20 protein-coding genes are annotated in these 19029 nt (G+C 61.1%); 13 read left to right on the top strand and 7 right to left on the bottom strand.

The annotated features are described in order from the left end of the window. Positions 1 to 76: 76 nt before the first annotated feature. From SR908_RS12075 to speD, 4 genes are all read left to right on the top strand, one after another. The gene (locus SR908_RS12075; protein WP_246921549.1) at positions 77 to 1108 is read left to right on the top strand and encodes an aminoglycoside phosphotransferase family protein; all 1032 of its coding nucleotides are present in this window, start codon (positions 77 to 79) and stop codon (positions 1106 to 1108) included. Beyond that, the gene (murU, locus tag SR908_RS12070) at positions 1105 to 1773 is read left to right on the top strand and encodes an N-acetylmuramate alpha-1-phosphate uridylyltransferase MurU (protein ID WP_246921547.1); all 669 of its coding nucleotides are present in this window, start codon (positions 1105 to 1107) and stop codon (positions 1771 to 1773) included. The genes SR908_RS12075 and murU overlap by 4 nt, the downstream gene beginning before the upstream one ends. 152 nt (positions 1774 to 1925) lie before the next feature. After that, the gene (locus tag SR908_RS12065) at positions 1926 to 2351 is read left to right on the top strand and encodes an OsmC family protein (protein ID WP_246921544.1); all 426 of its coding nucleotides are present in this window, start codon (positions 1926 to 1928) and stop codon (positions 2349 to 2351) included. A gap of 184 nt (positions 2352 to 2535) precedes the next feature. After that, complete coding sequence (gene speD, locus SR908_RS12060; RefSeq protein WP_040244482.1) at positions 2536 to 3330, top strand: adenosylmethionine decarboxylase; 795 nt, start codon at positions 2536 to 2538, stop codon at positions 3328 to 3330. 122 nt (positions 3331 to 3452) lie between these two features. Here the strand turns inward: speD and coq7 are convergent, their stop codons facing one another. The 5 genes from coq7 to phaR all read right to left on the bottom strand — a co-directional run bounded on the left by coq7 (position 3453) and on the right by phaR (position 7594). Next, positions 3453 to 4094 carry a 2-polyprenyl-3-methyl-6-methoxy-1,4-benzoquinone monooxygenase gene (gene coq7 / locus SR908_RS12055; protein ID WP_097022743.1) on the bottom strand — a complete coding sequence of 214 codons (642 nt, stop codon included), beginning with the start codon at positions 4092 to 4094 and terminating at the stop codon, positions 3453 to 3455. Between the two features lie 136 nt (positions 4095 to 4230). After that, positions 4231 to 4572 (bottom strand): histidine triad nucleotide-binding protein, encoded by a 342-nt coding sequence (locus SR908_RS12050; protein WP_246921541.1) that lies wholly within the window; start codon positions 4570 to 4572, stop codon positions 4231 to 4233. Positions 4573 to 4752: 180 nt separating this feature from the next. Then, entirely contained in the window at positions 4753 to 5625 is an 873-nt protein-coding gene (locus tag SR908_RS12045; protein WP_075370205.1) for a phosphoribulokinase, read from the bottom strand. A 129-nt stretch (positions 5626 to 5754) separates the two neighbouring features. Further along, positions 5755 to 7056, bottom strand: coding sequence for a phosphoribosylamine--glycine ligase (gene purD / locus SR908_RS12040; RefSeq protein ID WP_246921538.1), 1302 nt, complete (start codon positions 7054 to 7056; stop codon positions 5755 to 5757). Positions 7057 to 7135: 79 nt separating this feature from the next. After that, positions 7136 to 7594, bottom strand: coding sequence for a polyhydroxyalkanoate synthesis repressor PhaR (phaR, locus tag SR908_RS12035; RefSeq protein WP_246921535.1), 459 nt, complete (start codon positions 7592 to 7594; stop codon positions 7136 to 7138). Between the two features lie 117 nt (positions 7595 to 7711). Between phaR and SR908_RS12030 the strand changes: the two genes are divergently transcribed. Then, positions 7712 to 8422, top strand: a complete 711-nt coding sequence (locus tag SR908_RS12030) for a 16S rRNA (uracil(1498)-N(3))-methyltransferase (RefSeq protein WP_246921533.1) — start codon at positions 7712 to 7714, stop codon at positions 8420 to 8422. 147 nt (positions 8423 to 8569) lie between these two features. Here the strand turns inward: SR908_RS12030 and SR908_RS12025 are convergent, their stop codons facing one another. Then, positions 8570 to 9859, bottom strand: coding sequence for a lytic murein transglycosylase (locus SR908_RS12025; protein ID WP_246921530.1), 1290 nt, complete (start codon positions 9857 to 9859; stop codon positions 8570 to 8572). A gap of 310 nt (positions 9860 to 10169) precedes the next feature. Between SR908_RS12025 and SR908_RS12020 the strand changes: the two genes are divergently transcribed. The 7 genes from SR908_RS12020 (at position 10170) to SR908_RS11990 (ending at position 16268) form a co-directional block, all read left to right on the top strand. After that, positions 10170 to 10346: a hypothetical protein gene (locus SR908_RS12020; protein WP_179703040.1), complete on the top strand. Its 177-nt coding sequence runs from the start codon at positions 10170 to 10172 to the stop codon at positions 10344 to 10346. 91 nt (positions 10347 to 10437) lie between these two features. Further along, entirely contained in the window at positions 10438 to 13236 is a 2799-nt protein-coding gene (locus SR908_RS12015) for a monovalent cation/H+ antiporter subunit A (RefSeq protein ID WP_246921528.1), read from the top strand. Next, positions 13236 to 13586, top strand: a complete 351-nt coding sequence (locus tag SR908_RS12010) for a Na+/H+ antiporter subunit C (RefSeq protein ID WP_097022750.1) — start codon at positions 13236 to 13238, stop codon at positions 13584 to 13586. Before SR908_RS12015 ends, SR908_RS12010 begins: the two co-directional genes overlap by 1 nt. Next, complete coding sequence (locus SR908_RS12005; protein WP_246921526.1) at positions 13583 to 15097, top strand: monovalent cation/H+ antiporter subunit D; 1515 nt, start codon at positions 13583 to 13585, stop codon at positions 15095 to 15097. The genes SR908_RS12010 and SR908_RS12005 overlap by 4 nt, the downstream gene beginning before the upstream one ends. After that, a complete protein-coding gene (locus SR908_RS12000) occupies positions 15094 to 15591 on the top strand; it encodes a Na+/H+ antiporter subunit E (protein ID WP_097022752.1) in 498 nt (165 codons plus the stop codon). Before SR908_RS12005 ends, SR908_RS12000 begins: the two co-directional genes overlap by 4 nt. After that, positions 15585 to 15854 carry a K+/H+ antiporter subunit F gene (locus SR908_RS11995; protein WP_097022753.1) on the top strand — a complete coding sequence of 90 codons (270 nt, stop codon included), beginning with the start codon at positions 15585 to 15587 and terminating at the stop codon, positions 15852 to 15854. Before SR908_RS12000 ends, SR908_RS11995 begins: the two co-directional genes overlap by 7 nt. 12 nt (positions 15855 to 15866) lie before the next feature. Beyond that, positions 15867 to 16268 (top strand): Na+/H+ antiporter subunit G, encoded by a 402-nt coding sequence (locus SR908_RS11990; protein WP_097022754.1) that lies wholly within the window; start codon positions 15867 to 15869, stop codon positions 16266 to 16268. A 90-nt stretch (positions 16269 to 16358) separates the two neighbouring features. Here SR908_RS11990 and hemH read toward each other — a convergent pair whose 3' ends face one another. Further along, the gene (gene hemH, locus SR908_RS11985; RefSeq protein ID WP_246921524.1) at positions 16359 to 17345 is read right to left on the bottom strand and encodes a ferrochelatase; all 987 of its coding nucleotides are present in this window, start codon (positions 17343 to 17345) and stop codon (positions 16359 to 16361) included. Positions 17346 to 17454: 109 nt separating this feature from the next. Here hemH and SR908_RS11980 point away from each other — a divergent pair, with 109 nt between their 5' ends. Further along, positions 17455 to 19029, top strand: a complete 1575-nt coding sequence (locus tag SR908_RS11980; protein WP_097022756.1) for a cryptochrome/photolyase family protein — start codon at positions 17455 to 17457, stop codon at positions 19027 to 19029.

Below are 19029 nucleotides of genomic sequence, written 5' to 3'. Positions count from 1 at the left end.
GGACGCGCCAGGGAATCGACGCCCAGCATGCGGCGGCGAACCAGGCCCGTCAACACGCAACCCACGAGGAGCCTGCATGAACGAGCGCTCGGAAACCCTGCAACGCTGGGTCGCCCAGCAACACACCCTGCCCGTCGACGCCTGCCCGCTGGAAGACGTCGCCGGCGATGCCAGTTTCCGCCATTACTACCGTTTCCGTCTGCCCGACGGGACCGAGCGTGTGCTGATGGATGCCCCACCCGAGCACGAGAACAGCCAAGCGTTCGTGGACATCGCCCGCGCCTGGCGTGCGGCCCGGCTACCAGTTCCTGCCCTGTATGCCATCGATCTCGAGGCCGGCTTCGTCGAGCTCGAAGACCTGGGCGACGACGTCATGCATCATCACTTGGGGAACGCTACCGATGCCCACACCTGGTTCGAACGTGCCTTGCATCTGCTGGAATGCCTGCAGCGCCAAGCGCCCTACGACGACCTGCCCGAGTATGACCGTGCCCTGCTAGCGCGTGAACTGGACCTGTTCCCCGAGTGGTGTCTCACGAAGCTTCTCGATCTTCCCGCACCGCTCAGTTGGCCCGCTCTGCGCGAGTCACTCATCGACAGCGCCCTCGTGCAGCCCCGGGTCGCCGTCCATCGCGACTTCGATGCCATGAACCTGATGCTGCACGAGGACGCACTGTGGCTCATCGACTTCCAGGATGCCGTCAAAGGACCGATCAGCTACGACCTGGTATCGCTGCTACGCGGACGCTATCGCCTGTGGTCACAGGCGCACATGGCCGACTTCATCGAAAATTTCCGCCAACGCGCGCAGGAGGATGGTCGACTGCCGCCCATCGACGCCAACACCTTTCATCGCCAGGTCGAGGCCATGGGCGTGCAGCGCTCGCTCAAGGTGCTGGGGATTTTCTGTCGCCTGACACTGCGCGATGCCAAGCCACGCTACCTGGAGCGTCTGCCGCACTTCCTGGAGCATCTGCGGCAAGGGCTCGCGGCAGTGCCCGAGTACGGTGAATTTCTCACCTGGATAGGCACTACCTTCACCCCCGCGCTGTGCCGCGAACTCGACCGCCGGGGCATCGACCATTCCCTGGAGGAGCGCATTTCATGAAGGCCATGATCCTCGCCGCTGGCCTGGGGTCGCGGATGCGCCCCCTTACTGATCATTGTCCCAAGCCGCTGCTGACGGTCGCCGACAAGCCATTGATCGTGCACCATCTTGAGCGGCTGGCGGCAGCGGGCATCACCGACGTCGTGATCAACGTCAGCTACCGCGCCGAGCAGATCGTCGAGGCGCTCGGCGACGGCCAACGCTTCGGTGTATCGCTCGCCTTCAGCCACGAGAGGACGCCCCTCGAGACGGCAGGCGGCATTCGCCACGCACTGCCCTTGCTGGGAGACGCACCCTTTCTCCTCATCAACGGCGACGTCTGGTGCGATGTCGCTCTCGAAACGCTTCCCGAGTTGAGGAACGACCTCGCCCATCTGATACTGGTCGACAATCCCGACCATCACGCCGAGGGCGACTTTGCCCTCGACGATGCGGGGCGCGTGCGGCTCGAAAGCACACCCCGACTGACCTACGCGGGGCTGGCGATACTCGACCCCGCCCTCGTCGCCTCACTGCCTGACGACTCGCCCGCCAAGCTGGCGCCCCTGCTCCGTGAGGCGATCATGGCGGGACGTACCGGCGGCACTCATCATCGCGGTGACTGGGTGGATGTTGGCACTCCCGAGCGCCTCGAGGCGCTGGACGCCCATCTGCGCGGCATTTGAGATCGGCCGCAGGCATCCCCACATTGAGTAAATGACCATCGCGGCGCTCGCAGCGAGAGGCGACACAGACACATCAATCCCGTTACCATGCAACGTTTTCAGGCCACGCTCCAGACGCGTGGCAGACGCAGACAGATGAGGAATTCCAGCCCATGAAAGCCAGCATCAAGTGGACCGATGGCCGTCAGTTCATCGCCGAGGCCGGCAGTGGCCATAGCGTGGTTCTCGATGGCAACCCCGAGCACGGCGGTCGCAATACCGGTGCACGCCCCATGGAAATGATGCTCATGGGCCTGGGCGGCTGCACCTCGTTCGACGTCATGCAGATTCTCGAAAAGGCGCGTGCCTCCGTGACCGACTGCGTGGCGAGCGTCGAGGCCGAACGTGCCGAGGGCACGCCCTCTGTGTTCACCAAGATCCATGTGCATTTCAAGGTGACGGGGCACGGCCTCAAGGAAGCCCAGGTCAAGCGCGCGGTGGAACTCTCCGCCGACAAGTATTGCAGCGCGTCCATCATGCTCGCGCGCGGTGGCGTCGAGATGACGCATTCCTACGAGATCGCCGACGTCGAGGCATGAAGTACCCGGTGCAGCTCGTGCATGGCGAAATGGTGAGCATGGCGGCGTGGAAGATTTTGCAATCGACAGATGCGCCGGTCACGGTGGATGTGCATAATACGCGCCTTCCTGTATACGCATCTGCTCGGGTTCCGGCGCCTGTTCGTCGGGTTCAGTACCAACCTGCCAATTGGGAGGCTCGGACGTGACCGATAATCTCCGACTCCACGGGTTCAACAACCTGACCAGCTCGCTGAGCTTCAATATCTATGATATCTGCTATGCCAAGACGGAAGAGCAGCGCAAAGCTTACATCGATTACATCGACGAGCTTTACAACGCCGAACGCCTGACACAGATACTCAAGGACGTCACCAATATCATCGGTGCGCATGTGCTCAACATCTCGCGCCAGGATTACGAGCCACACGGTGCCAGCGTGACCATCCTCATCGCCGAGCACGAACTCGATGAGCACGATCCCGAGCATATCGAGCCGGGCCCGGGGCCGTTACCCGAAACCGTACTCGGACATCTCGACAAGAGCCACGTCACGGTGCATACCTATCCGGAATCGCATCCGGACAACGGCATCAGCACCTTCCGCCTGGACATCGACGTGTCCACCTGCGGCATGATCAGCCCGCTCAAGGCGCTGAACTATCTCATCCACAGTTTCGATTCCGACATCGTGACCACGGACTATCGCGTGCGCGGCTTCACGCGCGACGTCGACGGCCGCAAGCTGTTCATCGATCATGACATCACCTCCATCCAGGACTACCTGGCGGAAGACACCAAGCGCGCTTATCAGATGGTCGACGTCAACGTCTATCAGGAAAACATGTTCCACACCAAGATGTTGCTGAAAGACTTCGAACTCGACAACTACCTGTTCGGCAGCACGCGCCGCGATCTCACCTTCGAGGAAGCCCGCAATATCGAGGATCGGCTGCGCAAGGAAATGCTGGAAATCTTCTATTCCCGCAACCTCGACTGACCTACCGTTTCGCGGCTCAGCCCTGAGCCGTCAGTATGAAGCTGTAAGAAAAAGCGCCCCCACCTCGGTCTGACCAAGGTGGGGGCGCTTTTTGGGAATGCTTCTAGCGTCCGGCTTCGAACTTATAGCTTATAAACCGATCGGGTCATCACCTGCGACATCATCCGCATGCCGAACTTGAGAGGCGCAGGAAAGCGCGAGCCACCCGCCTCCAGCGCCCAGCGTTCATGATGCGCCTCATCGGTGCGCACCTGCTCGAGTATCGCGCGCGAGCGGCGATCGCCCACCGGCAGCTTGTGCATGTGATCATCGAGATGGCGACCGACTTGTTCTTCGGTGGCAGCGACGAATCCCAGGCTGATGTTGTCACCCAGCTTGCCGGCCAACGCGCCCATGCCGAAAGACGCCGCGTAGAACGCCGGATTGAGGTAGCTGGTCCGGTCGTTGAGCTCGCAAAGGCGTTCATCGCACCAGGCAAGATGGTCGATTTCCTCAGCCGCCGCCTGCTCCATTTGATCGCGCGTCTCGTGCAGTTTGGCGGTTGCTCCCTGGCCCTGATAGAGCGCCTGGGCGCACACCTCGCCGGTATGATTGATGCGCATCAACCCCGCGGCATGGCGACGCTCGGCGTCGGTCATTTCGGCATCCTGCGTCCCCACAGCGGGATTGGCCCGCGAGGCGCTGGCGGCGTGCGGCACCAGCGTGCGCAGAATGGTATCGAACTGCTGGATCAGATTATCGGTGCGGGACAGCTGACGGGACATGTAGGAATCTCCATGCAACGAAGCGGAGTGTAAAGCGCGGTCATCGTGAAACCGGGCCACTCACGGAGCGAGCGGCCCGGTAGCATCGATGCGTCCATCGCTGGGAAGAAACGCGCAAGATGCTGGCGCGTTACGGTCAGCCCGCTGGCCAAGTGAAGCGACGACCGCCCATCAAATGCATATGCACATGATAGACCGACTGGCCGCCATGGTCATTGCAATTCATCACCACGCGATAACCGTCCTCGGCAAAACCGAGATCCCGCGCCACGCGTGCGGCGGTATGCTGCAGCCGCCCGACCAACGCCAGATCGCCCTCTTCGATGTCATTGAGCGTGGCAATGTGCTTCTTGGGGATGATCAGGATATGCGTGGGCGCCTGGGGATTGATGTCGTTGAACGCCAAAACATGATCGTCCTCGTAGACGATATCAGGCTCGATATCGCGGTTGACCATCTTGCAGAACAGACAATCCATGAGCCTTCCTCTTCGCGTCGATGTAGAAATAACTGGCCAGGCCTCATCTGAAAAGCTGACGAGCGATGATCAGACAAGGCAAAAATTGGCGAAAAAACGGAGTTTACACGTAGTAAATGAGTATTTTGAGCCTATTTTTAACACCGTATGATCGAGCGTAGGCGCTTTTTCAGAGAGTGCCTAGCGGAAGCGGCGCTGATCCAACAGCTGCGTCACCAGCGGCGCCAGAATCAAATCCATGGCCAGCGACATGCGTGCGCCCGGCACGACCAGGGTATGCGGGCGCGTCATGAAGGAGTCGCGAATCATGGTCAGTAGATACGGAAAATCTACCGAGTGCGGGTCGCGAAAGCGAATCACCACCATGGACTCGGCATCGGTGGGAATATCCTGCACCTCGAAAGGGTTGGACGTATCCACCGTCGGCACACGCTGAAAATTGATGTGGCTACGCGAGAACTGCGGCTGAATATAGCGCACATAATCGTGCATGCGCCCCAGGATGGTATCGATCACCGACTCCTGGGAATGGCCGCGCAGGTTGGTGTCGCGGTGAATCTTCTGGATCCACTCGAGATTCATCGTCGGGGCCACACCAACCAGTAGATCGACATGCTTGGCGATATCGTATTCATGCGTCACCAGCCCGCCATGCAGGCCTTCGTAGAATAGCAGGTCGGTACCGCCGGGCACCGGCTCCCACTCGGTGAACGTGCCAACCTGATACCCGGCCTCGATATGCTGCTTGTCCTCGGCATGAATGTAATGACGATGCATACCCATGCCCAGGTCACCGTATTCCTGAAACAGGCCCTCGAGGCGATCGAGCAGGTTGGCTTCCACCGCAAAATGCGAGAGTTCGGACTTGCGGCTAGGCTCCTCTTCGAAGATGCGTGCCAGCTCATCGCGTGTATAGCGATGAAAGGCATCGCCGTCGACAAACGCCGCATGAATGTCCTCGCGCGCGAACATCCGCTCGAATGTCCGCTTGACGGTCGTGGTACCGGCACCCGAGGAACCGGTTACCGCGATGATCGGATATTCACGCGACATGGCGCGTCTCTCCGATTCTCAACACTCGGCGCATGCTGGCCGCGCGCTCGACACTGCTCGATCGTACAGCTTCCATGTCGCGTTACCCTGCTCGTCGCTTATCATTGGTAGAGCGGCATGCCGAACGCCTCATGCGTTGGCGTCATCGCGCTCCCGGGCCACCGCGCGATGGGCGATATCTCGGCGATACAACGCCTCTTGCCAGTCGATCGCCGCCACGCCTTCGTAGGCATGCTCACGCGCCACCGTAACGCGTGCCCCCAAGGCCGTTACACATAGCACGCGGCCACCGCTGGTCACGACCCGACCATCGTCGCGCAAGGCGGTACCGGCGTGGAACACCTTGCAGCCCACGGCCTCGGCGCCATCCAGACCTTCGATGACATCGCCCTTGCGATAGGCGCCGGGATAACCGCCGGCCGCCATGACCACGCCCACCGCCGCGCGAGTATCCCAATCGCATTGCTGGGCCGCGAGCTGCCCTTGAGTCGCGGCTAGACAAAGGCCCACCAAGTCTGACTTCAAGCGCAACAGAATGGGCTGGGTTTCCGGGTCACCGAAACGGCAGTTGTACTCGATCACCTTGGGCGCGCCTTGCGGCGAGATCATCAGTCCAGCGTACAGGAAGCCGGTATAGGGCCGCCCTTCGGCCGACATGCCGCGCACGGTGGGCAGGATGACCTCATCCATGATGCGCTGCTCGACCGCCGGCGTCACCACCGGCGCCGGCGAGTAGGCACCCATGCCGCCGGTATTGGGACCAGTATCGCCATCCCCGGCACGCTTGTGGTCCTGGCTGGTGGCCATTGGCAGCACATGCTCGCCGTCCACCATGACGATGAAGCTGGCCTCCTCGCCCTCCAGGAATTCCTCGATCACCACCCGCGCGCCGGCATCGCCGAAAGCATTGCCGGCCAGGATGTCACGCACCGCCGCCTCAGCTTCCGCTTCGGTCATGGCGACGATCACGCCCTTGCCGGCGGCGAGACCATCGGCCTTGATGACGATCGGTGCGCCCTGCTCGTGCACATACGCCAGCGCCGGATCAACATCGCTGAAGGTGGCGTAATCCGCGGTGGGGATCGCATGGCGGGCGAGGAAATCCTTGGCAAAGGCCTTGGAACCTTCCAATTGGGCAGCGGCCTGGGTCGGGCCGAAGATCGCCAGCTCCGCCGCCCGGAAACGATCAACCACGCCTTCGACCAGCGGTGCCTCGGGACCGACGATGGTCAGCTCCACGCCATTGTCACGCGCGAACGCCTCCAGGCCGGCAATGTCCGTGGCGGCGACATCCACGTTGGTGAGTTTCGACTCGCGCGCCGTACCGGCGTTGCCCGGAGCCACAAAAACGGCATCGACCCTTGGGGATTGGGCCGCCTTCCAGGCGAGTGCGTGCTCGCGGCCACCGCCGCCGATGATCAAAACCTTCATCTGGATAAGACCTTATGGAGCTATGACGAAAAGATCGGACCATTATGGCAGAAAGCATGCGCCACGACAGAGCGAGGCGTCAGCGTTCCGGCGCATCATCGCCGGGCGTCTGATGCTGACGCATCATGCGCTGCCAGAAACGCAGATTCTCCTCGGCCAGCTCTTGCATGGTTTCCACCGGCGAGTGACGAATCGCCTGCTGCCACTGATCCTGCATATGGCGCTGCTGCTCAAGCATCAGTTGCGTGCCTTGTTCGAGATAACGGGCCAGCGGCAAAGACTGCCCCATGGCATAAATGCGAATCAATTGTTCGAGCAAGGCATTGGAGAAGACATCGGCATCGTTGTCGTGTCGCTGCTCCTGCTCGGTGATGATCGACAGCAGGATGGGCCGGGTCAGATCTTCACCGCTCTTGGCATCCTCTACGCGAAACGGGACTTCATCGAGCACCAGGCAACGCAAATCCTCCAGCGTCACATAATGACTCTGCTGAGTATCGTAGAGACGACGATTGGCATACTTGCGTATCACGCGCACGGCGCAGTCCTTACTGAGGCTTTCATTGCATTGTGCACCGACATTCGAGCAGCGCAAGCCACCCACGACAGCACGGAGGCATGATAGTAGACTACGCGCGCCATTCGCGGAGCTTTCATGAACCTCATACTCTTCGACGACAACGACCGCCTCGATGCCCAGCGCGTGCATCTGCGCGACCCCGTACGCCTACGTCACCTGCGCGACATACACCGCGCCGTGCCTGGCGACGAATTGAGCGTGGGGCTGGTCGGCGGCGCGCTGGGGCGCGGACGGCTGCAATCGCTGGATCACACGGGCGCCATCTTCACGGTCATCCTGGATCGCGATCCCCCCGCGCCGTTGCCGGTCCATCTACTGCTAGCGCTGCCGCGTCCGCGGATGTTGGCCCGCACGCTCGAGCACGTCACCGCATTGGGGGTGAAACAACTTACCCTGCTGCATACTCGGCGCGTCGAAAAAAGCTACTGGCAGTCGCCGGAATTGGCCCCCGAGAAGATCCGCCATCATCTCATCCTCGGGCTCGAGCAGGCACGCGACACGCATCTGCCATGCGTGACATTCGAGCCACGTTTCAAACCCTTCATCGAGGATCGCCTGCCTGCACAGCTGAGCGGGCGTCGCGCGCTGATCGCGCATCCCGGCATGGCCACGACCTGCCCGCGCGGTCTCACCGAGCCGGTCACCCTGGCGATCGGCCCCGAAGGCGGCTTCGTGCCTTACGAAGTCGAGCGCTTCGAGGCACTCGGCTTCGAAGGCGTACACCTCGGTGAGCGTATCCTGCGCGTCGAAACCGCCGTAACCGCCCTACTCGCACGACTTTTCTAAAACGTTTCCTGGCGACACGTCCGCCACGCCCTCGCGTGTCGTGGAAAAGGCCTTCTACTGACGCCCGCTGAATCGAGCTCAGCCACCTTATTTCCTCCTTCTTGCCGTCATGTAACGATGAGCAGCCATCCCGGCCTGATGATGCGTTCACGGCTTTCCTGTGTCGCGCAGCCTTTCGAGCAAGGCATGCGTAGGGAAGCCGTCCGGCGTCATGTCTTGGCTACGCTGGAATTCACGCAGACCACGCCGTGTGTTGGGGCCCACAATGCCATCAGGCGCCCCGCCGGTAGAAAAGCCCAGCGCGTTAAGCCGACGCTGCATCTCCTTGACCTGAGTGCGCGAAAGCGGCTCAAGATCACGCGGCCATTCGCCTTGGATGCTGCTTTCTCCAGCAATGCGTTCGGCCAGCATCGCGACGGCCAAGGCATAGCTGGTGGAGGCGTTATAGCGCATGATGACCCGAAAGTTAGGGCCTACCATGAAGGCAGGGCCTCGAGCGCCCGCCGGAGCAATCACCGAGGCTTCGTCGAACGACGGCCACATATCCCCGCGTGCACGCACGCCTTGCGAGTGCCATGCATCGCTGGAGCGACGCACCGAGAGCTCGCTCTGAGCGTAATCGAAATCATCGGGCAGCGTGACCTCCACTCCCCACGGCTCGCCCGCTTGCCAGCCGGCGTCTTGGAGGTAATACGCCGTCGAAGCCATGACGTCATCCACGCTACCCCAGATATCACGCCGGCCATCGCCGTCGGCGTCGACGGCATAGGAGAGGAAACTCGACGGCAAGAATTGCGTGTGTCCCATGGCGCCCGCCCACGAGCCACGCATGTGCTCGCGGTCGATGTCGCCAATTTGCAGAATCTTCAAGGCCGCGAGCAGCTCACGACGGGCGAAGTCCTGGCGTCGCCCCTCGAATCCCAGCGTGGCCAGCGCATCGATGGTCGAAAAGCTGCCGAAATGACTGCCGTAATTGCTCTCCACCCCCCAGATCGCCGTCAATATTTCCGCCGGCACCGTGTAGCGATCCTCCGCACGCATCGCGGCGTCGCGGTGGGCGTCGAGTTTTGCACGCCCCTGGCGGACGCGCTGATCGGAGACCGCCGTGTCCAGATACGCCCACACCGGCCGGGAGAATTCCGGTTGCGAGCGGTCGAGCTCAACGATGCGCGGTTGAAAGCTGACATCGTCGAAGGCCGCCGCCAGCGTCACGGCATCAATGCCTTCCGCCGCCGCATGTTCCCGGTAATCCTCCACCCAGGCGGCGAAATCCCGAGACGAAACTTGTGCATCGTCCGAGGCCTTAGCGTCGGCGCTTGGAGCCTGCGCCGGCGCGCTATCGACCTGGGTCGAGGAAGCCACGGTATCGGTGGTCGCCATGCCTTGGCATCCCGCCAGGCAAAGCCCCAATGCGAGGCTCAAAATGGGTCGTTTCATGTGTCGTTCCTTGTCAATGACGACGATGAGGGCCAAGCGCCGAGTGACGCGGGCCGAAATCAGGCCGACAGGCACAGCTGCCGGGCACGGCCATGCTACCTAGGCGACGACGACGCCACCAGAGCGAACCCGCCAAGGAAAACATCCACTACTGCATCTTTCGGCGCCCAGGCTATAGCGAGGCCGGGAAGGGACATGGTACATTCGATCAACCATCCCGTTTTGGCGCCCGACGCAACAAATCATCAATCAATACAAGCCGCTGTACGCACAGCTTCGCGCCGAAGCGTTCCGAAGGAGGAGAGACACCATGACAGGACACCCCCTGCCCGGCTACCTGCCGCTGCGCATGCCCTGCCATTACGGTGCCCATCGTCTGTCACTCATGCCAGCCGGCGATGCAACCGACCGCACCCCTGCCTGGATGCTGGCACCCCGAGGTATCCGGCGCCCTTATCTGACGGACCCTCCCGTCGTTCGCGACTGACGTTCGCGCTGCCGCCGTCCATACTCGTATCCGAACCTCCGCCCGGACGGTCGCGGATACCCTCAAACGTTAAACGACAAGAGCAAGTTGCATGTCATTGCTACTGATCGTGCTGTTGCCGCTGCTCGGCAGTCTTTTGCCATTGCTGAGTTCGAATCAGCGACGCCATCAATGTGCCCTGCTGACCGCCGCGATGCCACTCATCGCACTACTGGTCACATTACGCGAGGCGCCCGGCGTGCTCGCCGGCGAGGTTCCGCGCCTGGCCTTCTCGTGGGTGCCGGCACTAGGCCTAGACCTTGCCTTGCGCCTCGATGGTCTCTCTCTGTTGTTCGTGCTGCTGATCCTGGGGATCGGGCTGCTGATTATCCTCTATGCGCGCCACTACCTGTCCGAAGCGGACAACATGCCGCGTTTCTATACGTACTTGATGCTCTTCATGGCCTCGATGCTGGGCATCGTGATGGCCGACAACCTCATTCTGCTATGGATGTTCTGGGAACTGACCAGCCTGTCGTCGTTCTTGCTGATCGGCTTCTGGAGCCATCAATCAGCCGCTCGCAAGGGCGCTCGCATGGCGCTGGCCGTCACCGGCATGGGGGGGCTGGCACTGCTCGCTGGCTTTATTATGATCGGCCAGATCGTCGGCACCTTCGACATGCAGACGGTGCTCGACAGCCGCGATGTCATCCTTGCGGATCCGCGCTATTTGCCGGCATTGCTATTGGTTCTTCTCGGCGCGTTCACCAAGTCGGCCCAGTTTCCGTTCCAGTTCTGGCTTCCCCAGGCCATGGCGGCACCGACGCCGGTGTCGGCCTTCCTGCACTCGGCCACCATGGTCAAGGCCGGGGTCTTCCTGCTGGCCCGCCTGCACCCGGCGCTGGCCGGGTCGCAAGAGTGGCTGTACCTGGTCAGCCTGACCGGGTTGGTGACCATGCTTTTCGGCGCCTATTTCGCTCTGATCAAGCTCGACCTCAAAACGATTCTGGCATATTCGACCGTCAGTCATCTGGGGCTGATCACCATGCTGTTCGGCCTCAACAGCCAGATGGCGGTGGTCGCCGGCCTTTTCCATATTCTCAACCACGCGATCTTCAAGGCGGCGCTGTTCATGACCGCCGGTATCATCGACCACGAGTGCGGCACGCGGGATATTCGCAAGCTCAAGGGGTTATGGCGCTATATGCCGATGACTACCGCGCTGGCCACCATCACCGCGGCTTCAATGGCCGGATTTCCCTTGCTCAATGGCTTTCTCTCCAAGGAGATGATGCTCGCCGAGACGCTTGAGACGCCGCTTCTTGGCGGTCTGGCGTGGCTGATCCCCGCCCTGGCTACTATCGGGAGCATCCTGGCCGCCGCGTACTCGCTACGCTACGTGCGCAATACTTTTTTCGACGGTCAACCGCGCGAGCTGGAAAAGACCCCGCACGAAGCTCCGTTTCCATTGCGCCTGCCAGCCCTGGTGCTGGCGATCGTGTGCGTCATCGTCGGGCTTTTCCCTGCCTTCACCGCCACGGGACTATTGACGGCCGCCGCCGATGCCGCCTTGACGATGCCCGCTCCCGAGCTTCACCTCAGCATCTGGCACGGTTTCAACCTGCCCTTGCTGATGAGCGCGATCGCGCTGATCGGTGGCCTCATGGTGTACGTGCTGCGCCAGCATCTGTTCACCTTCCACCGCCAATTCCCCTCGCGCGACTCGCTGGCAATCTTCGAGGGCGCCGTTCAGCGTATGGTGCGCTTCACTCAGTGGAGCATCGATACTCTCGAAAACGGTTCGCTGCAACGCTACATGCTGTGGGTGGTCATCAGCGCCCTGGTCGTGTCTGGCATGAGCCTGATGGGAATCGAGACCTTGAAAGGCGAGTTGGCCGTTCAGAAGGCCGATCCCTTGCTCATCGTCGGTGCCGCGATCACCTGTTTCGCCGGTTTGGCGACAGCCTTCCTGCATCGCCGCCGCCTGATTTCGCTGATCATGCTCTCAGTAGTCGGCTTGATGGCGTCGCTGGCCTTCGCACGCTTCTCGGCGCCTGACCTGGCGTTGACCCAGTTGGCGGTCGAGGTGGTCACGGTGATCCTCTTGATGTTGGCACTGTTCTTCCTGCCACAGAAGACGCCCAAAGAGTCGAGTGCATCGCGCATCGTGCGCGATGTCCTGCTCGCGGCGGGCTTCGGCGGCGTGGTGGCAAGCCTCAACTATGCTCTGCTGACGCGCCCCTTGAACTCGATTTCAGACTACTTCCTCGAGCACAGTGTGTCCGGCGGCGGCGGGCATAACGTAGTCAATGTGATTCTGGTCGACTTCCGTGGCTTCGATACCCTGGGCGAGATCACGGTGCTATGCATCGCGGGGATCGGCATCTACAAGCTGCTCAATCGCTTGCGCCTGTTCATGCCCTCCAGCGACAGCGAAGGGCGGCCCTGGTCGCCAGACCGCTACCCCATGATCCTGGCCTCGGTTTCCCAATCGCTGCTGCCCATGGCTCTGCTGGTCTCGGTCTTCATCTTCCTGCGCGGCCACAACGCCCCAGGCGGCGGCTTCATCGCAGGGCTGGTGACAGCGGTGGCGCTGATTTTGATGTACATCGCTCATGGGGTCGAATGGGCCCAGCAACGCTTGTCGTTCCAGTATCAACCGATCGCCGTCGCCGGCGTCGCTATCGCCGCGCTGACCGGGGTCGGCAGTTGGGTCTTCGGGTATCCATTCTTGACCTCGGCCTTCGGCCATTTCCACATCCCGTTGATCGGTGACGTGGAGCTGGCCACGGCCATGCTGTTCGATCTCGGTGTCTACCTTACCGTGGTCGGTGCCACGCTGATGATCCTTGCCAATCTGGGCAAAGTGACCACATCGCACCGCCCCTCCAAGCAGAAGGAGAAAGCGTGATGGAAGCGCTATTCGCGACCACCACGGGGATCCTGGCCGCCAGCGGGTTATACCTGGCGCTACGCGGGCGCACCTTTCCCGTGGTCGTCGGCCTGACGTTGTTGTCCTATGCCGTCAACCTATTCCTGTTCTCAACCGGGGGACTGACCACCGACGGTGCGGCCGTGATCAGCGATAGCGCCGGTGAGTACGCCGATCCGCTACCGCAGGCATTGGTGCTTACCGCCATCGTCATCGGCTTTGCCATGACCGCCTTCTCGGTGATCCTCGCCATGCGCGTGCGCGGTGACGTGGGCAGTGACCACGTCAACGGCAACCGTATCGACGAACCGCGGGAGGACAAGTCGTGATGCAGCACTTGATCATTCTGCCGGTCCTGTTGCCGCTGCTCACTGGGGTGGCACTGCTCATTCACCGTGGCGGCGCGCTAACCTTACGCCGCACAGCCAACGTACTCTCCACGCTCGCACTGGTAGTGGTGGGGGTCTTGCTGGTCGCCGAAAGCACTGACGACACCATCCGCTATTACGCTGTGGGCGACTGGCAACCGCCATTCGGTATCATTCTAGTACTCGACCGTCTGTCCGCCCTGATGGTGATGCTCACGTCGCTACTGGCACTGGGTAGCTTGCTCTACGCCTGTGCTGGCGACGACGAGCAAGGCTCCAACTTTCACGGGTTGTTCCAGCTGCAATTGATGGGGATCAACGGCGCTTTCCTGACCGGCGATCTCTTCAACCTGTTCGTCTTCTTCGAAGTACTGCTCATCGCCTCCTATGCCCTGTTGATGCACGGCGGCGGCAAGGCACGCACGCATGCCGGCTTTCATTACGTGGCGCTCAACCTACTAGGGTCGATGTTATTTCTGATCGCGCTGGGCGTCCTCTACGGCACCATGGGTACGCTCAACATGGCCGATATGTCGGCGGTCGTGACCACGCTGGATACCGCCGATCTGGGGCTGGTCAAGGCCGGCGCCCTGTTGCTGCTGATCGTGTTCGGGCTCAAGGCAGCCATGTTGCCGCTATACTTCTGGTTGCCACGCGCCTATGCCGCCGCGCCGGCGCCGATAGCGGCCCTTTTCGCGATCATGACCAAGGTCGGGATCTACTCGATCATCCGTGTGTACACGCTGATCTTCGGCGAGCAGGCCGGTCCCCTGGCAAATCTCGCCCAGCCATGGATATGGTGGCTAGGCTTGGCCACGCTCGCGCTGGGTGCTGTCGGCGTGCTATCCGCACGCGAAATGCGCACCCAAGTGGCGTACCTGATTCTGGTCTCGGTGGGCACACTGCTGGCGGGTATCGGCATGCACAGTGAAGCCGCGCTGGGTGCACTGCTGTATTACTTGATCCACACCACCCTGGTCAGTGGCGGCCTGTTCCTGCTGGTCGATGCCATCGCACAGCAACGCGGCAAGGCCGGGGCGCGCATCGTCCAGTCTCGTACTCTGACGCAGCCCGCCACGCTGGGCCTGCTGTTCTTCGCTGGCGCAATCGCCATGGCCGGTTTACCGCCTTTGTCCGGTGCCTTCGGCAAGGCCCTTCTGCTGCAAGCCGCGACGACGGCCCAGCAGTATTGGCTGTGGCCGATTCTTCTGGGTAGCGGGCTCGCTTCCTTGATAGCGCTATCGCGCACCGGCTCGACCATCTTCTGGCGGGCCTCGGGCGAGAAAACCGGTATCACGCTTGGCAAGTTGCGCGGGGCTGGCGTGCTGATACTGATCGGCTGCGCGCCACTCATGGTGGCCTTCGCCGGTCCCATTACGGCATTTACCCAGGCAACCGCCGCCCAATTGCTCGACCGCGATGCGTATGTAGAATCCATCATCGCCCGCGGCGACACTGGAGGTGATGCATGATTCGTCCTCGCAAGTGGCTGCCGATGCCGCTGTTGTCCGTCTTGCTGCTGATCGTGTGGCTGCTGTTGATGAACGGCGTCGCCTTGGGGCACTGGCTGCTCGGCAGTTTTCTAGCCATCGTCATCCCGCTGATCACCAAGCCCTTTTGGGAGGCACAGCCCAGGATCAAGAAGCCGTGGCTAATGGTGCGCTATTTCTTCCGAGTACTGCTCGATATCGTGGTCGCCAACCTGGAGGCCTCCAAGGTCATACTCGACCCACGAGGCCGGGCACGCCCCGCTTTCATCGAGTATCCGCTCGAGCTTCAGGAGAATTTCGCAATCACCATGCTGGCCAGCACCATTACTCTGACGCCGGGAACGGTCTCGGCGCATCTGCGAATGGATGGCAAGACCCTGTTGATCCATGCCCTGGATGTGGGTGATATCGACGATATGAAGCGTCATATCCATGAGCGCTATGAGCGTACGCTCAAGGAGATCTTCGAATGCTAGATTTTGCCCTCAAAGTCAGTGTGACGCTGTTCGCAATCGCGATCGTGCTCAATTTGTACCGGGTCGCGGTCGGCCCCAGCCTGCCCGACCGGATCCTCGCGCTGGACACCATGTACGTGAACTCCATCGCCTTGATCGTGCTCTTCGGGATCTGGCTAGGACACCGCACGTATTTCGAGGCAGCGCTGCTCATCGCCATGCTCGGTTTCGTGAGCACCGTGGCGGTTTGCAAGTACTTGCTGCGCGGCGACATCATTGAATAGCGGAGGCAACCCATGATCGCTCTATACACCGTGATGGAAGGTGTCATCGCCTTTTTCTTGATCGCCGGGAGCATCTTTGCCCTGATCGGCTCGCTGGGGCTGTCACGGATGAAAGACTTCTACATGCGCCTGCACGGCCCTTCGAAGATTTCCACACTGGGTGTTGGCTGCGTACTGTTGGCGTCAATCGCGTACTTCAGCCTACTCGACGGTGGCCCGAGCCTGCAGGAACTGCTGATCACCATCTTCTTGTTCATTACTGCCCCGGTCTCGGCCCACATGCTAAGCAAGAGCGCACTACATCAAAAGCTCGCGTACGATCCCCGTACTCGTGGCGATCCCGAGGAGCTTCAGGAAGACGATGACGAACGCACCCTCGAAGAAACACCCCAAGGCAGTTCCAAACTACCCTGAGCTGCGCCTGACGCCCAACTGACGACGCCCGATGGTCTCTCGACATCGGACATCTTGCGTATCGGCATCTCGTCGAAGCGGTCAGCGGTGTTACCAGCCCTGGGTATGCTGCTCGACGAGCGAGGCCAGCAGCTCGATATGGTCCTGACGATCGTTGAGTGCGGGGATGTACTGGTAGGCACCGCCGCCCGCCTCCTCGAAATAGCCGCGATTTTCGACCTCAAGCTCTTCCAGCGTTTCCAGACAGTCGGCAGCAAAGGCGGGGCTGATCACGTTGACGCCCTCGAGCCCCTCGGCGCCCCATGCCTTCAAGGTCTCGTCGGTATACGGCTTGAGCCATTCTTCACGCCCGAAACGCGACTGGTAAGTCTGTTGCCATTCATCCGCCTCGAGCCCCAGCTCCTCGGCCACTAGACGACTGGTCTCTTCACAATGCCGTGGGTAAGGGTCGCCGGCATCGGCGTAGCGCTTGGGAATGCCGTGATAGGAAAACAGCAGTCGCGACTGCCGGCCATGCGCCGCCCAGTGCTCGCGAACGCTTTCTGCCAGCGCCCCGATATAAGCCGGATGATTATGGTAGTCACGTACGAAACGCAGCTCCGGCAAATGCGGACACGGCGCCAATGCACGTGCCAAGCGGTCGAATACTGCTCCCGTCGTCGTGGCAGAAAACTGCGGGTACAGCGGCAGCACCAGAATACGTTCTACCCCGGCATCGCGTAATGCCAGGCCGGCTTCTTCCATACTGGGCTTTCCATAGGTCATCGCCAGCTCGACGGGAATATCGGTGCCCATACGCGTCGCCAGTCGTTCCTTCAGCGCACTTTGCTGGCGGCGCCCGATGGCGAGCAGCGGCGAGCCATCCTCCCCCCACACGGCGGCATAAGATTTGGCGACACGCGGCGGCCGAATGCGCAGGATGATGCCATGCAGAATCGGCAGCCACTTGGCACGCGGCAGATCGATCACGCGCCGATCGCCGAGGAATTCCGCCAGATAGCGACGCACCGCCGACGCCGTCGGGGCCTCAGGCGTGCCAAGATTGACGAGCATGACACCGAAGGGAGCTGACCCCATTGAAACCTCTCCTGTAAAAGACCGTGGAAGATCAGTGTAACAAGCCACGGGCACGTTGAGCTTATCGCGTTATACTATGAGAACGATTTGTATAATATTTGGATAACTCATGTCCAAGACATTACGCTTGGTCCTAGGCGACCAACTCAGCCTGACGCTTCCTATTCTAGAGTCAGCACCGGAAAATGCGGTCATCGCTCTCTGCGAAGTCGATGAAGAGGGTCGCTACGTCCCCCACCACCCTCAGAAAATCGCCATGATGCTGGCCGCGATGCGACATTTCGCCACCACCCTGCGACAGCGGGGATTCCAGGTGCATTACAGCTCCCTCGACGATACCGACAATGCGCAGCAACTGATCCCCGAGGCCGAGCGAGTGGCCCAATTGCATGGGTGTGACGAGATCCAGGTGACCCTGCCCGGCGAGTGGCGCTTGGCAAAAGCCATCGAGTCACGCCGCATAAGCCGCGTTGGCCCCCGCTGGCGGGTACTCGAAGACACGCGTTTCTTTTGTTCTCGGCAACGCTTTGCCCAATGGATGGAAGGACGAAAACGGCCTCGCATGGAAGACTTCTACCGCATGATGCGACGCCATACCGGCATGCTCATGGAAGAAGACGCACCTGTCGGGGGACAATGGAACTTCGATCACGACAATCGACTTCCCATCGATGACGCACCGCCGCCACCCTCTGCGCCTCGACACCGCCAGGATGCACTGACACGCGAGGTGTTGGCGCTCGTGGCAACGCATTTCGCTGATCATTTCGGCACGCTGGCGGGCTTCAACTGGCCCGTCACACGGCGTCAGGCACTTGCCGACCTGCGGCATTTCATCACCCATGCGTTGCCTTGTTTCGGGCATTATCAGGATGCCATCAGCGATAAGTCGCCCTACCTCTTTCACTCGCGACTCTCCGCCGCGCTCAATATCGGCCTACTATTGCCCGACGAAGTCTGCAAGGCCGCCGAGGACGCTTGGCGGCGTGGCGCGGCGCCCCTCAACGCGGTCGAGGGATTCATCCGACAAATCCTGGGCTGGCGAGAATACGTGCGCGGCATTTACTGGCATCACATGCCCGACTACAAGCGTGACAACCGCCTCGCTGCCGAACGAGGGCTTCCCGCATGCTACTGGAATGGCGACACCGATTTGCGCTGCCTCAAACGCGCCATCGAAATGACGCATGACAATGCCTATGCGCATCACATCCAGCGCCTGATGGTCACTGGCAACTTCGCCCTGCTTTGCGACGTGCGTCCCGCCGCTTTGTGCGACTGGTATCTTGCCGTCTACGCCGATGCCTGCGAATGGGTCGAACTGCCCAACACACTGGGCATGGTCCTGCATGCCGACGGCGGTTACTTGGGCTCCAAGCCCTATTGCGCCTCGGGCAAGTACATCGATCGCATGTCGGACCACTGCACTCAGTGTCGCTATGATCCACGCCAAAGCGTGGGCGACGATGCATGTCCGTTCAACGCCTTGTACTGGCGCTTCCTGGAACGCCATGCCGACCCGCTTGCCGATAATCCGCGCATGCGCGTCATCTACGGCACACTCAACAAGATGTCGACTGAGAAGCGTCGGGCATTGCGCGAACAGGCGGAGACTTTTCTCGATACGCTGACGTGGACGCTCCCTTATGGACAAGGGCAGCATGCAACAGATTATGGAGAGTAA

It is taken from the genome of Chromohalobacter canadensis, from assembly GCF_034479555.1.
In the GTDB taxonomy this organism is placed as follows: domain Bacteria; phylum Pseudomonadota; class Gammaproteobacteria; order Pseudomonadales; family Halomonadaceae; genus Chromohalobacter; species Chromohalobacter canadensis.
This window is presented reverse-complemented; position numbering and strand designations above follow the sequence as displayed.

Bases quoted from the DNA above. Each gene is read 5' to 3' on its own strand.
- SR908_RS12075 (WP_246921549.1), top strand. From the start codon at position 77: ATGAACGAGCGCTCGGAAACCCTGCAACGCTGGGTCGCCCAGCAACAC.
- murU (WP_246921547.1), top strand. From the start codon at position 1,105: ATGAAGGCCATGATCCTCGCCGCTGGCCTGGGGTCGCGGATGCGCCCC.
- SR908_RS12065 (WP_246921544.1), top strand. From the start codon at position 1,926: ATGAAAGCCAGCATCAAGTGGACCGATGGCCGTCAGTTCATCGCCGAG.
- coq7 (WP_097022743.1), bottom strand. From the start codon at position 4,094: ATGTCCCGTCAGCTGTCCCGCACCGATAATCTGATCCAGCAGTTCGAT.
- SR908_RS12050 (WP_246921541.1), bottom strand. From the start codon at position 4,572: ATGGATTGTCTGTTCTGCAAGATGGTCAACCGCGATATCGAGCCTGAT.
- SR908_RS12045 (WP_075370205.1), bottom strand. From the start codon at position 5,625: ATGTCGCGTGAATATCCGATCATCGCGGTAACCGGTTCCTCGGGTGCC.
- purD (WP_246921538.1), bottom strand. From the start codon at position 7,056: ATGAAGGTTTTGATCATCGGCGGCGGTGGCCGCGAGCACGCACTCGCC.
- SR908_RS12030 (WP_246921533.1), top strand. From the start codon at position 7,712: ATGAACCTCATACTCTTCGACGACAACGACCGCCTCGATGCCCAGCGC.
- SR908_RS12025 (WP_246921530.1), bottom strand. From the start codon at position 9,859: ATGAAACGACCCATTTTGAGCCTCGCATTGGGGCTTTGCCTGGCGGGA.
- SR908_RS12020 (WP_179703040.1), top strand. From the start codon at position 10,170: ATGACAGGACACCCCCTGCCCGGCTACCTGCCGCTGCGCATGCCCTGC.
- SR908_RS12015 (WP_246921528.1), top strand. From the start codon at position 10,438: ATGTCATTGCTACTGATCGTGCTGTTGCCGCTGCTCGGCAGTCTTTTG.
- SR908_RS12010 (WP_097022750.1), top strand. From the start codon at position 13,236: ATGGAAGCGCTATTCGCGACCACCACGGGGATCCTGGCCGCCAGCGGG.
- SR908_RS12000 (WP_097022752.1), top strand. From the start codon at position 15,094: ATGATTCGTCCTCGCAAGTGGCTGCCGATGCCGCTGTTGTCCGTCTTG.
- SR908_RS11995 (WP_097022753.1), top strand. From the start codon at position 15,585: ATGCTAGATTTTGCCCTCAAAGTCAGTGTGACGCTGTTCGCAATCGCG.
- SR908_RS11990 (WP_097022754.1), top strand. From the start codon at position 15,867: ATGATCGCTCTATACACCGTGATGGAAGGTGTCATCGCCTTTTTCTTG.
- hemH (WP_246921524.1), bottom strand. From the start codon at position 17,345: ATGGGGTCAGCTCCCTTCGGTGTCATGCTCGTCAATCTTGGCACGCCT.
- SR908_RS11980 (WP_097022756.1), top strand. From the start codon at position 17,455: ATGTCCAAGACATTACGCTTGGTCCTAGGCGACCAACTCAGCCTGACG.